The sequence below is a fragment of the Hyphomonas sp. genome (assembly GCF_965284475.1).
GTDB lineage: Bacteria > Pseudomonadota > Alphaproteobacteria > Caulobacterales > Hyphomonadaceae > Hyphomonas.
This window is the reverse complement of sequence record NZ_OZ260087.1, coordinates 3,417,423-3,432,004: the sequence shown is the minus strand read 5'-3', so window position 1 is coordinate 3,432,004 and position 14,582 is coordinate 3,417,423. Positions and strand designations below refer to the sequence as shown.

Genomic DNA, 14,582 nt, shown 5'->3' with positions numbered 1-14,582 from the left:
GCGTATGAACCGATATGGGCCATCGGAACGGGAAAAGTGGCCAGTACGGAACAGATAGCCGAAGTTCACGGCGCGATCCGGGCCTGGCTGTCGGGCCGGTTCGGCGCGGCTGGCGGGGCGACACTTATCCTTTATGGCGGCAGCATGAATCCCGGAAATGCGGCCGAAATCCTAGCCGTGGACAACGTTAATGGCGGCCTGATCGGGGGTGCGAGCTTGAAGGCTGAGGATTTCCTCTCCATTTACAGGGCAGCAATTTAGCGCAGACTGAAGCGAGAGGCTTGGCGTTCGCCCTTATAGGCGATATGCGGGCCCCTTGATTTCAGGAAACCCGGACGCACCATGCAGAATGTCATCCTCGTCGTACATATCCTCGCCTGTATCGTCATGACAGGGCTGGTGCTGATTCAGAAGTCCGAAGGTGGCGGCCTTGGCATGGGCGGCGGCGGTGGCGGCAACTCGCTGATGTCCGGCCGGGGCACGGCGGGCGCGCTGGTCCGCACGACGATCATCGTCGGCGGCCTGTTCTTCATTACCAGCCTGACGCTGACCTCGATTGCCAACCGCGAGAATGATACGCGCTCTGATGTAGAGCGCGCGCTGGGCGCAGATGATGATGGCGCGATCACGGCACCGGTCGACCTGTTCGATCCGTCGGCGCCTCTGCTGGACGGCCAGGATGGCGGCGCGGGCAACCTGTCTGCGCCTGATCCGGTTGTGACCGATCCGGCTGCGCCTTTCGAGACCGATACGCCCGCGCCGGAAGGCGATGTGGCACCCGAGGACGCACCCGCACCGGCTGAGCCGGATACGGGCAATCCCCAGTAAATTTGCGGCCAGGGCATTTTGCCCGCGCCAATCATCAACGAATCACGGCATCGGGATAGTCCCATGATCCGCTATATTTTCATTACGGGCGGCGTGGTGTCATCCCTGGGCAAGGGAATTGCGTCCGCCGCACTTGGCGCGCTGCTGCAGGCTCGCGGCTACAAGGTGCGCCTGCGCAAGCTGGACCCCTATCTCAATGTCGACCCCGGCACGATGAGCCCGCGCCAGCATGGCGAGGTCTATGTCACCGATGACGGGGCCGAGACGGACCTCGACCTTGGCCATTATGAGCGCTTTACCGGCGTGTCGGCGCGCCAATCTGACAATATCACCACGGGGCGTATCTATCAGCGCATCATCGAGAAGGAACGGCGCGGGGACTATCTCGGCGCGACGATCCAGGTGATCCCGCACGTCACCAATGACATCAAGGAATTCGTGCTGTCCGATCCGGGTGATGACGTGGAATTCGTGCTGTGCGAAATCGGCGGCACGGTGGGCGACATTGAGGGTCTGCCGTTCTTCGAGGCGATCCGCCAGCTGGGCCAGGAACTTGGGCCCGAGCGCGCCTGCTTCATCCACCTGACGCTGCTGCCCTATATTCCGGCGGCGGGCGAGATGAAGACCAAGCCGACGCAGCACTCGGTCAAGGAGCTGCGCTCCATCGGCATCCAGCCGCAAATCCTGCTCTGCCGCTGCGACCGGCCGATCCCGGAGACGGAAAAGGGCAAGATTGCGAGTTTCTGTAACGTGCGCCCGTCATCGGTGATCGAGGCGCGTGATGTGGGCCATATCTATGATGTGCCGGCGGCCTATCATGCCGAGGGGCTGGATACCGAAGTGCTGGGGCATTTCCGCATTACGGATGCGCCGGAGCCTGACCTGACATCGTGGGACCGGATCGCCAAGACGATCCGCAACCCGGACGGCAATGTGTGCATCGGCCTTGTCGGCAAGTACACGGACGTGCCGGATGCCTACAAGTCGGTGATGGAAGCGCTGGTACATGGCGGTCTCGCCAATCAGGTCAAGGTGGATGTGCGCCTGATTGATTCCGAACAGTTCGATGACGAACATGCGCCGCTGGATATTCTGGAAGGCGTACACGGCGTGATCCTGCCCGGCGGCTTTGGTGAGCGCGGCGCACACGGCAAGATGCGGGCGGCGCGGTTTGCCCGCGAGCGCAAGGTGCCATGCTTCGGCATCTGCTACGGCATGCAGCTGTCGGTCGTGGAAGCGGCGCGGAACCTCGCGGGCATTGCGGACGCATCGACCAGCGAGTTCGGCCCGACCAAGTCGCCGCTGGTCGGCTTGATGGAAGAATGGACCCGGGGCAACGAGAAGGTTGTCCGCGACGAGCATACGGACAAAGGCGGCACGATGCGCCTCGGCGCCTATCCGGCGCGCCTAAAAGAGGGCAGCCGGGTTGCCGGGATATATGGCACGAATGATATTTCCGAGCGTCACCGCCACCGCTATGAAGTGAATGCGAGCTATATCGCGAAGCTGGAAAAGGTGGGCGTGCTGTTCTCGGGCATGTCGCCGGACGGCAAGCTGCCGGAGATTTTCGAGCTGCCGGACCACCCGTGGTTCATCGGTGTGCAGTTCCACCCGGAACTGAAATCACGGCCCTTCGAGCCGCACCCGCTGTTTGCGAGCTTTATCGGCGCGGCGGTGAAGCAGAGCCGGTTGGTCTAGGCGGGTACCTGTTTGCCGGCCCAGTCGAAGCATTTGCCGGTGTCGGCTGGCGTCAGGCCGTCGAGGACGTTCAGCAGGTATTCCGCAGACTGGTCCGGCGTGAATAATTGCGCATCTGGCACATTCGACTGGAACGGTTGGGACAGACCTGTATCGACCGTGCCGGGGTGGAGGGTCACTGCGATGAACTGGTTATTTATGCGCGCCTGTTCGATCGCATAATTGCGCACCAGCATGTTGAGGGCCGCCTTGGAAGCGCGATAGGCATGCCAGCCGCCGAGGCGATTGTCGCTGATCGACCCGACGCGGGCGGAGAGGGCGGCAAACACGGCGCGGCCCTTGCGGGGCATCAGCGGCAGCATGTGTTTCGCCACCAGGGCCGGGCCGAACGTGTTGACGCGGAAGACCTGTTCGAATGCGTCGAGCGACTGCTGGCGGCTGGATTTTTCCGGGCTGAGGCCATTCTTGTTTGACAGGAGACCGGTGGCGACGATGACGAGGCCGAAGGGGCCTTCAGCTTTCAGCGTGGCGGCAAGCGTTTCGAGATCGGTCTCACGGGTGATGTCGGCCGTATGGGGGGTGATCTTGCGGCTTGCAGGGACGGGCGAGCGCGATACGGCGTGCACGAGGGTCATGTCCGGCCGCGCGGCCAGCCGGGTCGTCAGGGCGCGGCCAATGCCGCCCGATGCGCCGAATATGATCGCCTGCATGATGCGCTCCTTCTGGAGAAACATAAGGCGGCCGCGCCAGAGGGAAAGCGCCCTGCTCAGGCGGCGCCACATGCCGGACTTATGTCACGCGGGGCAGGCGGTCGGCTTAAGCCGGATCAGAACGTTGGGGCTGCAGCAAAGTGTGCTGGAAAACCGCTTGCCTTTCCTCCTCCAACCGCTGCGCGGCGGCCTCGACCGCTGGCGTGGGAGGATAATACCGGTCAGGCTTTCGACACTTCGAACTGGCCGACATTGATGCGGCCATCGAGGAAGCCGGCTTCGCAATAGGAGAGATAGAAGTTCCACATGCGCCGGAAGGGTTCGTCAAAACCGAGGGGGGCGATCTCACCCCACTTTTCATTGAATGTGCGGGCCCATTCATTACAGGTGCGGGCATAGTCCTGGCCGAAATAGTGGACCCCGTCATGGCGGAGGCCCGCTTTGGCGAACTGTTCCTTAAGCGCGGTCTCGCCCGGCAGCATGCCACCAGGGAAAATGTAGCGCTGGATGAAGTCCACGCGCTTGCGATAGCTGGCGAAGAGATCGTCATCAATGGTGATGATCTGGAGCGCGGCCTTGCCGCCCTGTCTGAGGCTTTCGAAAATCTTGGCGAAATAGCTCGGCCAGTAGGATTCGCCGACGGCTTCGAACATCTCGATGGAGGCAACGCCGTCATACAGGCCCTTATGGTCGCGATAGTCTTCGAGGCGGATGTCGACACGTTCGGACAGGCCCTCGCGCTGCATGCGCTGCATGGCATAGTCGCGCTGGGACGGCGAAATGGTGAGGCATGTCACCTGACTGCCTCGATGCTTGGCGGCATATTCCGCAAAGCCACCCCAGCCGCAACCGATTTCGAGGATGCTGCTGGACGGGCCAGCATCAATCCGGTCACAGATGTTCCTGTACTTTATCTGCTGGGCCTGTTCGAGCGACTGGTTCGGGCTTTCATAAATGGCCGAGGAATAGGTCATGCTGGGGTCGAGCCAGAGGCGGTAGAAGTCATTACCCAGATCATAGTGGGCCATGATGTTGCGCCGGGCGCCGGAACGGGAATTCCGGTTGAAAAGGTGGCGCACCATATTGGCCCAGCGCACGACCAATCCGCCGCGAGCGAGCTGTCCGGCAGCTTCGAAATTGGCCGAGAAGAACTGCAGCACTTTCGTCAGATTGGGCGTCGACCACTGGCTGTCCATATAGGCCTCGGCGAAGCCGACATCGCCGCCGGCGAAGGCGAGTTTCACGAAATTATAGTCGTGAATGATGATCTCCGCGGAAGGGCCGGTCGCGTCATTGCGGTAGAGGATCTTGCGGTGGTCCGGCAGGGTGAATTGCAGGGTGCCGTGCTGGGTGCGCAGCAGGGCGAGCGCGGCAAGGCGGAACGAGGCCGGGATGCCCTTGAGGCGGCGGATGGACTGGGCCGTGGCCAGGATGGGATCGCTCATGCGGCATCTTTCTTGATGTGCTGGTCTTCAACAGGTGATTCAATGGCCACTGTGGCGGCCTGTTCCGGGGGTGTGGGCCGGGGGTGGTACGTCGCGCCGCGGAGCCAGATTTTCAGGGCTTGCCAGTGGATGCCGAGCGTGACGCCAAGGCTCGAGACGGGGCGCGACAGGGCTGTGGCGAGCAGGGTGCGCGCGGTTGCCGGCTGGCGCCGCACGATGATGTTGGCCATGTGCAGGCGTGCGCCATCTTTCAGGCTTTCAACAACAACGCTGAGGCGGTCATCGGGCGCACGCAGGGTGAACCGGTAAGTGCCGGTGACATCGAAGAAGGGCGAGACGTGGAAGGCCTTCCCCGCTTCGTGCTGCGAGCGGTTTCCCGAGGCGGCGGCGACGTAGGCATGGGTGTCGCCGAATGTGTTGTTGACCTCGTAGATAATGCCGCGCAGGTCGCCGGAGGGGCCGTAGCCGTACCAGAGCGAGATGGGCGAGAACTTGTAGAAGAGGTGGCGGGGAAGGGTGACGAGGCGGATGGCGCCGCCGTCAAGCGCGACACCTGCTGTGGCGAGCATTTGCTCAGCCCACGGGCGAAGCGGGAGGCCATCGCGCGCACCATGATCATTGCGCGAGAAAGAGAAGAGGTTGGGCCGCTCGACAGAGAAGAGAGCGGATTGCCGGTCTGCCTCGTCAAGACGGTCAATGTCGATATCCATCAGGGCGAGGTCATAGGCAAAGCGCCGCTCGAACGGCACGTAGCGCGCATGTACCGTCTTGCCTTTCCACAAATTGAGCGCCGGAACCGTCAAACGGACACCTCTGCTGCAATCTCCATGAGGGGAGTTTTGCGCGTTGGCTGGCGGATGTCCACGCCTTTTGCCTCCCACGGAACCTGCCCGCCGAGCGACAAGGCTGCTGACAATCCGGATTTCAGGCCGTCCTCATGGAAGCCGCGGCCCATCCATGCGCCGGCAAACCAGATGCCGTCCCGGCCCTGTATGCGTGTCAGCCCGCGCACGGCGGCCTCGGCTGCCGCATCGAACTGGGGGTGGTCGAATTCATAGGCATGGAAGGTGAGATCGTCGCGCGGAGCCACTTCCGGGTTGAGCGTGATGAAGAGCGGGCGGCTGTCATCAAGGCCCTGCAGCCGGTTCATCCAGTAGGACAGGCAGATGTCGCCATTGTCCTGCTTGATCACGTTCCAGCTGGCCCAGGCATTGCGGCGTGATGGCATCAGTGCGGGATCGCGGTGCAGGTAGATCGTGTTCGGACGGTAATGCACCGAGCGCAGGAGGAAAGACTGGTCCTCGCAGCTGTTCTCCACGAGGGCGAGCGCCTGATCCGAATGGGTGGCAATGATGACGTCGTCGAACACGTGGGAGTGGTTATCTGCAGTGATCACAGTGACCTTGTCGCCGAAGGGGAAGACACGGATGGCCGGCGTGCTTGTGCGGACGCGGTCGCCCAGCGCCATGGCGGCGGCGCGCACATAGGTCTGGCTGCCGCCGGTGACGGTGCGCCATTTGGGGCGCTCCTTGTGCATGAGACGGTGGTTCTCGAAGAATTGGAAGAAGCTTCGGGCGGGATAGTCCAGCATGCCGGCCTCGGGTGTGGACCAGATGGCAGCGCCCATGGGGAGGATATAGTTGCAGCGGAACGGCTGGTCGAAGCCATGCCGGTCGAGCCAGGCGCCAAGGGTTGTGTCCTCGATCCTGCCTTCGGCCAGTTCGGTGCGGGCGAGGGTGTTGAATTTCAGGATCGTGCGCCAGAACCGGTGGAATGCCGGATTGAGCAGGTTGCGCTTCTGAGCGAACATCCCGCGCGCCGTGGAAGCCCATTCCCAGCCGTGGCGATCGGAGACGGCGAAGCTCATGTCGGAAGCCTGCGTTGCCACGCTGAGCGCATCGAAAAAGCCGATCAGGTTCGGATAGTTCAGGCCATTATAGACAATGAAGCCGAGATCGACTGCGGTTTCGTGGCCGTCATAGTCAAACACATGGGTGCAGGCGTGCCCGCCGAGCCGGTCATCGGCTTCGAACAGGGTGACGTCCGCTGTGTCTTTCAGTGCGTAGGCGGCGCCTATGCCGGAAATGCCGGATCCAATGACAGCTATGCGTTTCATGCGGCGTCTCGTCTTTCTTTGAGGGTCTCATATGCGTCGAGGGCGCGTTCGCGCGCAGCCTTGTGGTCGACAATGGGCGTGGGATAGGTCGTGCCGAGGATGACGCCAGCAGCGGAGCGTGTGGCGGCGTCAGCCTCCCACGGAGCGTGCAGGTACTTGTCGGGCAAGTTGGCCAGTTCCGGGCACCATTGGCGAACATAGGCGCCTGTGGGATCGAATTTCTGACCCTGTGTGATGGGATTGAACACGCGAAAATAAGGCGCTGCGTCGGCGCCGCTGCCTGCCGTCCACTGCCAGCTGGCGGCATTGGAGGCTGGATCGGCATCGACCAGCGTGTCCCAGAACCAGTCCTCGCCCATTTGCCAAGGCAGCAGCAGGTGCTTGGTGAGGAAGGAGGCCACGACCATCCTTACACGATTGTGCATGAAGCCGGTATGCCAGAGCTGGCGCATGCCGGCATCGACCATCGGATATCCTGTCAGGCCCTGGCACCAGGATTCATAGGCCGAGTCATCGCTGCGCCAGGGCATATGGTCGAATGCGTCATTGTAATTCCGGCTGGCCAGTTCCGGATTGTGAAACAGCAGGACGTAGGAAAATTCGCGCCAGGCGATTTCCGACAGGAAGGTCATGGCGCTGGATTCGTCGAAGCGGCCAGCGGCGATGCCGTGCTGGACGGCGCGCCAGACCTGGGCCGGGCCGATCTCGCCAAAGCGAAGATAGGGCGACAGGCCGGACGTGGAGGTCTTGATGTCAGGGCGATTGCGGGCGTCGGCATAGTGGTTGACCGGACCTTCGAGGAAATCCGCGAGGCGCCGGGCAGCGCCCGCCTCGCCGGGCGTCCACGTGTCGGCGAGCCCGCTGGACCAGTCCGGGCCGGTCGGGTGCAGGTTCCAGTCAGCGAGGATATCGGAGGCCATGTCCGGGCCGGCGAGCGAGGTTGGCGCGGGGCAGGGCTGCGGGGCCCGGTATTCGGCGCGCACGGCTTTCCAATAGGGGGTGAAGACCTTGTAATAGCCACCTGCGCCGGTTTTGACCGTCCATGGCTCAGTCAGCAGGCGCGCATTGAAGCTGGCGACGGAGACGCCATCCTGCTTGAGCGATTCCATGATGCTGGCGTCGAGGTCTCGTTCGGCCTCTGTGTAGCGGCGGTTCCAGAATACGCTGTCAGCGCCGGATTCCGCGACTATGTGCCGGATCACCGTGGCGGAGGGGCCTGACCGCAAGATGAGTTGGCCGCCGGCTTCGGCAGTCCGGGCGGAAAGCGCGGCGAGGGATTTATCCAGCCACCATAGCGAGGCACCGCCATGCGGGCGCAGGCCGGGCGATTGATCATCCTGAATATAGAGCAAAATCAGGGGCTTACCTGTGGAAACGGCAGCATTGAGGGCCGGGTTGTCGGATAATCTGAGGTCTTCACGGAACCAGAAAAGGGCGGGGGCAGGCTTTGACAGGAATTCAGCTCCAGATCCGTGCTTGTGGACGTACCATTGTACTACGCGCGAGAGCGGGTTCTGGATCAGTGGGTGATGCCATGGGTTTCACCCCGCTCGCCGCAGGGCTATATCCGGTGATCAAATGGAGTCGCCGACATGGCCGCAAATCTCGAAATGACACCCCTTCCTGTTGCATTGATTGCAGGTAAAGCCCGTCGACCGGCCGGAGTCTGCTGATGGATACGCAGACGCTGATCGACATGATCCGGGCGGCGAATGGCAAGCGTGTCGTTTGTGTGGGCGACGTCATGCTCGATCGTTTCGTGTATGGCCAGGTCAACCGGATTTCGCCGGAAGCGCCGGTGCCGATCATGCGGCGTACGCGCGAAGCCGCGATGCCGGGCGGGGCGGGCAATGTGGGGCGGAACCTGTCGACGCTCGGCCTGCGCACCGCGCTGATCGGCGTGGTGGGCGACGATGCCGAGGGACGCGAACTGGCCGAATTACTGGGCAAGATCGGCAGCGTGGAAGCCGACCTGATCGTGATGCGTGACCGGCCTACAACGCTTAAGACGCGCTTCGTGGCGGGGGGGCAGCAATTGCTGCGTGTGGACGCAGAGGATACGCGAGCCATCGACCTGACAGCCGAGGCTGACATTGTTATGTCGCTCGAGGACGCGGCAAAGGATGCGAGCCTGATCATCCTGTCGGACTATGCCAAGGGCACAATCACCTCGCATGTCATTGAGGCGGCCATCGCGGCCGGGCGCGCCCATGGCATTCCCGTGATTGCCGATCCGAAGGGGCTGGATTTCTCGCGCTATGGCGCGGTGGACCTGCTGAAGCCGAATGCGGTGGAACTCGGCCAGGCGATGGGCCTGCCGGTGGAGACAGACCGCGATGCAGCCGAGGCGCTGACGCAGGCGATGAGCGTGTTGCCCGCGAAGGCGATTGTGGTGACGCGCGCGGCCAAGGGCATGTCGTTCATACAGACGGATGGCAGCGTGATGCACCGGTCCGGCGAGGCGCGCGAAGTGTATGACGTGTCCGGGGCAGGCGATACGAGCATCGCCGCGCTGGCGCTGGGGCTGGCCGCAGGCGGTAGCCTGGCAGACGCTGTGGAACTGGCAATTGCGGCGTCAGGCATCGCCGTCGGAAAATCAGGCACGGCCACAGTGTCGGCAAGCGAGCTGAACACGGCGCTGCAAATGGGCCTGCGCAATGGGGGCGTGTCACATGTGCCGCTGGAGACGCTGGTCGAGCAGGTCGAGGTGTGGCGGGATTCCAACCTGACGGTCGGCTTCACGAATGGTTGTTTCGATATCCTGCATCCGGGCCATCTGAAGGTGCTGGAGGAGGCCAAGGCACGCTGTGGACGCCTTGTCGTCGGGCTCAACTCGGACGCGTCCGTCAAGCGCCTCAAGGGGCCGAGCCGTCCGGTCAATGATGAAGCATCACGGGCGCGTGTCCTGTCGGGCCTGTCGGCGGTCGATGCCGTCGTCGTGTTTGATGAAGATACGCCCGGCATTCTGATTGCCGCGCTGCAGCCGGACCTGCTGGTCAAGGGCGGCGACTATACAATCGAGACGATCGTGGGCGCTGATGTGGTGCTGGCGCGTGGCGGGACGGTGCACATTGTGCCGCTGGTTGACGGCCAGTCGACGACGGCAGCAATCGAGCGTGCGAATGTGCGGGCCGAATGAGTGAGGTAGCCGCCAGCGTCGCGGGGCAATTGCTTCGCCAGTATGGTGATGATGCCTGCGTGATTGCCACGCTGCGGGCAGCGGAAGTGGCTGCGCAGGGCGATGTGGAGGCCCTGGCGCATTGGGACGCGGTGATCGCCATTCTCGAAGGCAGCGATTCCGGGCCAGTCAACTGAAAAGAAATGCGGCCGGCAACGCAACCCCAGCCTGCCTCGAGTGCTTAATCCAACGCATTCGAGTTGGGGGTCAGAAATGATGCAAGCCTTTTTATCCGACCATGCAGCGGTTATCTCGCTTTGCATCCTTGCGGCCATGTTTGTCGGCTTTTTCATGGAGCGGCTTCCGCCGGCGGCGATTGCCATGATCGGGGCGGCAGCGTTCATCCTGCTCGGCTTCCTGGATGAACCCGGTGCACTGTCGGCGTTTTCCAACAGTGCGCCGATCACGATTGGCGCCATGTTCATTCTTGCAGCGGCGCTGAAACGGACGGGCGTTCTGGACGCGCTGGCGAGTTCGGTCCTGCAGGTGGCAGACAGGTCGACATTTGGCGCGCTGCTTTTGCTTGGCGTGACGGTGTCCTTCGCATCTGCCTTCGTCAACAATACGGCGGTGGTTGTCATCCTGCTGCCCATTGTCATGGAGCTGTCCGAACGCCTTAAGATATCCGAAAAGAAGCTGCTCATTCCCTTGTCATATGTGTCGATCCTCGCAGGGACCTGCACGCTGATCGGGACGTCCAGCAACCTGCTGGTCGCCGGCGTGGCGCAGGATGCCGGCATGGAAGCCTTCAGCATTTTCGAGATCACGCCGGTTGGCCTGGTCACATTCGGAACGGGGCTCGCCGTTCTGCTGGGGCTGGGATGGGTGCTGCTGCCCCGCACCGCAGCAGGGTCGACAACCACGCAGGCACCCATCCGCTACCTGACCGATGCGATTGTTCCAGAGGAGTCTGCGGTTATCGGGCGTCTGGTCACCGAAGTGCCCGAGCTTTCCAAGAAAGGGATCAGCGTCGTGTCCCACAGCAGGGGGAGCCGCCGCTTCTCCAGGAGCGATGCCGACGAGTTGCTGAAGGCAGGTGACCGCGTGACCCTGCGGGCCGACCTGACGGAGCTGCTGACCCTGGTGGACTCGGGACTGTTTCGTATCGGCATCAGCCGGCGCCAGACGGATGCCGGCCCGGAAGAACGGGCACAGGCGACTGTCGCCGCGAATGATCCCAATATCGGCCGGCGGATAGCGGAGATTTCCTACCTGTCGCACCATGCCGTGACCGTTCGCGGGCTGACACGGTTCGGCAACCCGCCCGGGCCGGACCTTGCCACTACACGGCTCAAGGCCGGCGACAGGCTGATCGTTGACGGCAACCGAAGCGAACTGCACGAGCTGGCGTCATCAGGCGCGCTGGTAGTGGACCAGACGTTCAAGGCAGAACCCTTCCGGCGCAAGCGCGGGCCGCTGGCCATCGCCATTCTTGCGGCTGTCGTCCTTTCGTCAGCCATTGCAGGCGTTCCGCTGGTGATGGCTGCGCTGATCGGGGTAGGCGCGGTGCTGGCGTCTGGCTGTCTGTCGCTGAGTGATGCGTTCGAAGCGATGGACGCCGGAGTGCTCGCGCTGATCTTTGCCATGCTGATGGTTGGACAGGGGCTGGAATCATCTGGCGGCGTGGACCTGCTGGTCAGCGGCATGACGCCCATGCTGGCGACCGCATCACCGTTCTGGCTGGTGTTGATGATCTACCTGCTGACATCCGTTTTGACCGAACTGGTGACCAATGCCGCTGTCGCCGTCATCATGACGCCGCTGGTGATCGTGCTGGGAACGGGACTGGGCATCGAGCCGCGCGCGTTGGTGATTGCCGTGATGTTTGGTGCGAGCGCGAGTTTTGCGTCTCCCATCGGCTATCAGACCAACACGATCGTGCATGCGGCGGGCAATTACCGGTTCTCGGATTTCCTGAAGATTGGTGTGCCCATGAACCTGATAGTCGGGCTTGCGACAAGCATCGCAATCTACCTGTTCTACCTGGCCTGAGGGCCGACAGGCGCGCGTGCTAGTTGGCGACGCCCTTTTTGAGCTGGTAGGTGCCGCCGCCGGTCAGGTTGAACCAGTCGAGGATATCCGGGTGGGTGAGCGGGGTGTCGGAATCGTCCGGCAGCAGGTTCTGCTCGGAGACATAGGCGACATAATGGGTGCGCTCATTCTCGGCAAACAGGTGGTAGAAGGGCTGGTCCTTGCGGGGCCGGACTTCCTCAGGGATGGATTCATACCATTCAGCTGTATTTGCAAACTGCGGGTCCACGTCGAAAATTACACCCCTGAATGGAAACATGCGGTGGCGGACAACCTGGCCGATCTGGAACTTGGCAACATGTGTGGACATGGCATTGTAGCTACGATTCTCGTCTATCGGGTGGGTCAATAGCAAAGCGCGCTTCGCCGCGCGCCGACGGCGGCGGCCAAAAAGGGATTTCAACCACCCATTGCTTTTGCGTCCACTAGCCATTTCCAGCTCCTGTGATAACAATGCCCCAAGTCATCAATTTGGGCCACACCATGGCTGAAAAAAAAGCGCCCGGGGCCCGCAACAAGCGGGGCGCCACGCGCAACGGAAAGACGGTACCGCTTTTTGCGGCCGTAGACCTTGGAACGAATAATTGTCGCCTGCTGGTCGCTGAACCCCGCGGGAAGACGTTTCGCGTGGTCGATTCCCATTCCCAGATTGCCCGGCTGGGTGAGGGCCTGCACGAGACCGGGCGTCTGTCGGATGCCGCCATTGAACGGGCCATTGACGCGCTGCAGAACATACGCAGGAAGCTGAAGCAGCATGGCGTTGGCCGGGTGCGCTGCATCGCGACCGAAGCCTGCCGGAAGGCCGAGAACGGCGCCGAGTTCATTCGCCGGGTGCATGAGGAAACGGGCCTCACCTTCAAGATCATCGGGGCCAAGGAAGAAGCGCGGCTGGCGACGATTGGCTGCCACGACCTGATCGCACCGCAGGCTAAGTCCGTTCTGGTGGTTGATATTGGTGGCGGGTCGACCGAATTGTCCTGGGTGAATGCCGAGGCGGCCCGTGACAATGGATTCAAGGGCCTGCTGGAGAAGGCGCCCATTCTCGGCTGGACCAGCCTGCCGCTGGGCGTGGTGACCCTGTCGGAAGCCTTTTCCCATCTCGATGAAATGGAATCCTATCCGCAAATGGTCGAACATGCCCGCCAGACACTCAAAACCTGGGACGGGATAGAAGACGTGCGCGCCGCCATGCGCGGCGACGAGGCCCACATGATCGGCACGTCCGGCACTGTCACCTGCCTGGCTGGTGTGCACCTCAAACTCGATCGCTACCGGCGCGACAAGGTGGACGGAACCTGGCTCAGCCGGGAAGAAAGCGCCGCTGCCGTGCAATTGCTGCGTGACGTGGGCCTCGAAGGGCGGACCAAGCTGCCGACGATTGGCGAGGAGCGGGCCGGCCTGATGCTGTCGGGCTGTGCCATCGTGGAAGCCGTGTGGGAAGCGTTTCCTGCCGGGCGGCTGCGCGTGGCTGACAGGGGACTGCGCGAAGGCCTGTTGCTGTCGATGATGTATGGGCCCAAGAAGCCAAAGACGCGGCGCCGCAATCGGCGCGGACGTCGCGGGACTGATAATCAGGCCGGCAGCCGGAAGGACACGTCAGATGTCGGATGAAGAAAAGCGCCGCTGGAAGGGCCCGACGGGCGACAAGGGCTCGTCAGGCCGGCAGATGGACGAGCGCAAGGTGTTTGCCCACAAGGCAAAATCGGAGAGTTCGAAAAAGTGGATCGAGCGCCAGCTGCAGGACCCCTATGTGCGCAAGGCGAAGGATGAAGGCTTTCGGGCGCGGGCGGCCTACAAATTGCTGGAGATTGACGAGAAGGTCGGCCTGTTGCGGCGGGGCCAGCGTGTAGTGGACCTGGGGTGTGCACCGGGGGGCTGGCTGCAGGTGGCAGTGGCCAAGGGCGCATCGGAAGTGGTCGGCATCGACCTCTTGCCTGTCGAGCCGGTGGCCGGCGCGCACATCGTGCAGGGCGATGTCAATGAACCCGCCGATGTGGCGCGCATGCTGAAAGGCCTGACCGGCAAGCCGGATCTCGTCCTGTCAGATATGGCGGCCAATACGACCGGGCACAAGCAGACCGATCACCTGCGCACGGTGGCGCTGGTGGAAATGGCGGTCGCGTTCGCCGTGGAGCATCTGGCGCCGGGCGGCGCGTTTTGCTCCAAGGTGTTTCAGGGCGGCGCAACTAGGGACGTTCTGGAAATGCTGAAGGCGAACTTCAAGAGCGTGAAGCATATCAAACCACCGGCAAGCCGGTCAGGCAGCCCGGAAATCTTTGTCATTGCCAAGGGATTCAAGGGCTGAGCCGGGCCAGGCCGTGCGGAAAGCGATCAGCTTTCGTATTTGAAGCCGAGTTCGATCGTCACCTGATAATACTTGACCTTGTTGTTCTCGATGAAGCCGCGCGTGGAGGTGACTTCGAACCAGTCGAGACTGCGCAGCGTCTTGCTGGCCGTGGCCAGCGCGCCCTCGATGGCATCCTCGATGGATTTCTCTGATGTGCCGACGATCTTGCTGATGGCATAGGTGTCTGATGACATGATTTTCTCCTTTTGCTTTTCGATCAACGGACATC

15 protein-coding genes are annotated in these 14,582 nt (G+C 62.4%); 8 read left to right on the top strand and 7 right to left on the bottom strand.

Annotated elements, in window-relative coordinates; all coding sequences use genetic code 11:
- The 3 genes from ACQ66M_RS16670 to ACQ66M_RS16660 all read left to right on the top strand — a co-directional run.
- A partial coding sequence (locus ACQ66M_RS16670) for a triose-phosphate isomerase (RefSeq protein WP_430405100.1) occupies nt 1-261 on the top strand: 261 nt, incomplete at its 5' end.
- Nucleotides 262-342: 81 nt separating this feature from the next.
- A complete protein-coding gene (secG, locus tag ACQ66M_RS16665) occupies nt 343-828 on the top strand; it encodes a preprotein translocase subunit SecG (protein WP_350172434.1) in 486 nt (161 codons plus the stop codon).
- A 63-nt stretch (nt 829-891) separates the two neighbouring features.
- Complete coding sequence (locus ACQ66M_RS16660; RefSeq protein WP_350172432.1) at nt 892-2,526, top strand: CTP synthase; 1,635 nt, start codon at nt 892-894, stop codon at nt 2,524-2,526.
- Here the strand turns inward: ACQ66M_RS16660 and ACQ66M_RS16655 are convergent.
- The 5 genes from ACQ66M_RS16655 to ACQ66M_RS16635 form a co-directional block, all read right to left on the bottom strand.
- On the bottom strand, nt 2,523-3,236 hold the full coding sequence (locus ACQ66M_RS16655; RefSeq protein ID WP_430405098.1) for an SDR family NAD(P)-dependent oxidoreductase: 714 nt from the start codon (nt 3,234-3,236) through the stop codon (nt 2,523-2,525). The two genes, ACQ66M_RS16660 and ACQ66M_RS16655, sit on opposite strands and share 4 nt — an antisense overlap.
- A gap of 221 nt (nt 3,237-3,457) precedes the next feature.
- Nucleotides 3,458-4,681, bottom strand: a complete 1,224-nt coding sequence (locus tag ACQ66M_RS16650) for a class I SAM-dependent methyltransferase (protein ID WP_430405096.1) — start codon at nt 4,679-4,681, stop codon at nt 3,458-3,460.
- Nucleotides 4,678-5,484: a DUF1365 domain-containing protein gene (locus tag ACQ66M_RS16645; RefSeq protein ID WP_350172426.1), complete on the bottom strand. Its 807-nt coding sequence runs from the start codon at nt 5,482-5,484 to the stop codon at nt 4,678-4,680. The genes ACQ66M_RS16650 and ACQ66M_RS16645 overlap by 4 nt, the downstream gene beginning before the upstream one ends.
- Nucleotides 5,481-6,797 carry an NAD(P)/FAD-dependent oxidoreductase gene (locus ACQ66M_RS16640; RefSeq protein ID WP_350172424.1) on the bottom strand — a complete coding sequence of 439 codons (1,317 nt, stop codon included), beginning with the start codon at nt 6,795-6,797 and terminating at the stop codon, nt 5,481-5,483. The genes ACQ66M_RS16645 and ACQ66M_RS16640 overlap by 4 nt, the downstream gene beginning before the upstream one ends.
- On the bottom strand, nt 6,794-8,251 hold the full coding sequence (locus ACQ66M_RS16635) for a cryptochrome/photolyase family protein (RefSeq protein ID WP_430405199.1): 1,458 nt from the start codon (nt 8,249-8,251) through the stop codon (nt 6,794-6,796). Before ACQ66M_RS16635 ends, ACQ66M_RS16640 begins: the two co-directional genes overlap by 4 nt.
- Nucleotides 8,252-8,469: 218 nt before the next feature.
- Between ACQ66M_RS16635 and rfaE2 the strand changes: the two genes are divergently transcribed.
- From rfaE2 to ACQ66M_RS16620, 3 genes are all read left to right on the top strand, one after another.
- Complete coding sequence (gene rfaE2 / locus ACQ66M_RS16630; protein ID WP_350172422.1) at nt 8,470-9,936, top strand: D-glycero-beta-D-manno-heptose 1-phosphate adenylyltransferase; 1,467 nt, start codon at nt 8,470-8,472, stop codon at nt 9,934-9,936.
- The gene (locus ACQ66M_RS16625; RefSeq protein WP_350172420.1) at nt 9,933-10,112 is read left to right on the top strand and encodes a hypothetical protein; all 180 of its coding nucleotides are present in this window, start codon (nt 9,933-9,935) and stop codon (nt 10,110-10,112) included. The genes rfaE2 and ACQ66M_RS16625 overlap by 4 nt, the downstream gene beginning before the upstream one ends.
- Before the next feature lie 76 nt (nt 10,113-10,188).
- Nucleotides 10,189-11,967, top strand: a complete 1,779-nt coding sequence (locus ACQ66M_RS16620) for an SLC13 family permease (RefSeq protein ID WP_430405094.1) — start codon at nt 10,189-10,191, stop codon at nt 11,965-11,967.
- 19 nt (nt 11,968-11,986) lie between these two features.
- Here ACQ66M_RS16620 and hspQ read toward each other — a convergent pair whose 3' ends face one another.
- Nucleotides 11,987-12,409 (bottom strand): heat shock protein HspQ, encoded by a 423-nt coding sequence (hspQ, locus tag ACQ66M_RS16615; RefSeq protein WP_430405092.1) that lies wholly within the window; start codon nt 12,407-12,409, stop codon nt 11,987-11,989.
- A gap of 80 nt (nt 12,410-12,489) precedes the next feature.
- Between hspQ and ACQ66M_RS16610 the strand changes: the two genes are divergently transcribed.
- The gene (locus ACQ66M_RS16610; protein WP_350172414.1) at nt 12,490-13,617 is read left to right on the top strand and encodes a Ppx/GppA phosphatase family protein; all 1,128 of its coding nucleotides are present in this window, start codon (nt 12,490-12,492) and stop codon (nt 13,615-13,617) included.
- On the top strand, nt 13,607-14,311 hold the full coding sequence (locus tag ACQ66M_RS16605; RefSeq protein ID WP_350172412.1) for an RlmE family RNA methyltransferase: 705 nt from the start codon (nt 13,607-13,609) through the stop codon (nt 14,309-14,311). Before ACQ66M_RS16610 ends, ACQ66M_RS16605 begins: the two co-directional genes overlap by 11 nt.
- 26 nt (nt 14,312-14,337) lie before the next feature.
- Here ACQ66M_RS16605 and ACQ66M_RS16600 read toward each other — a convergent pair whose 3' ends face one another.
- Nucleotides 14,338-14,547 carry a dodecin gene (locus ACQ66M_RS16600; protein WP_350172410.1) on the bottom strand — a complete coding sequence of 70 codons (210 nt, stop codon included), beginning with the start codon at nt 14,545-14,547 and terminating at the stop codon, nt 14,338-14,340.
- Nucleotides 14,548-14,582 lie beyond the last annotated feature (35 nt).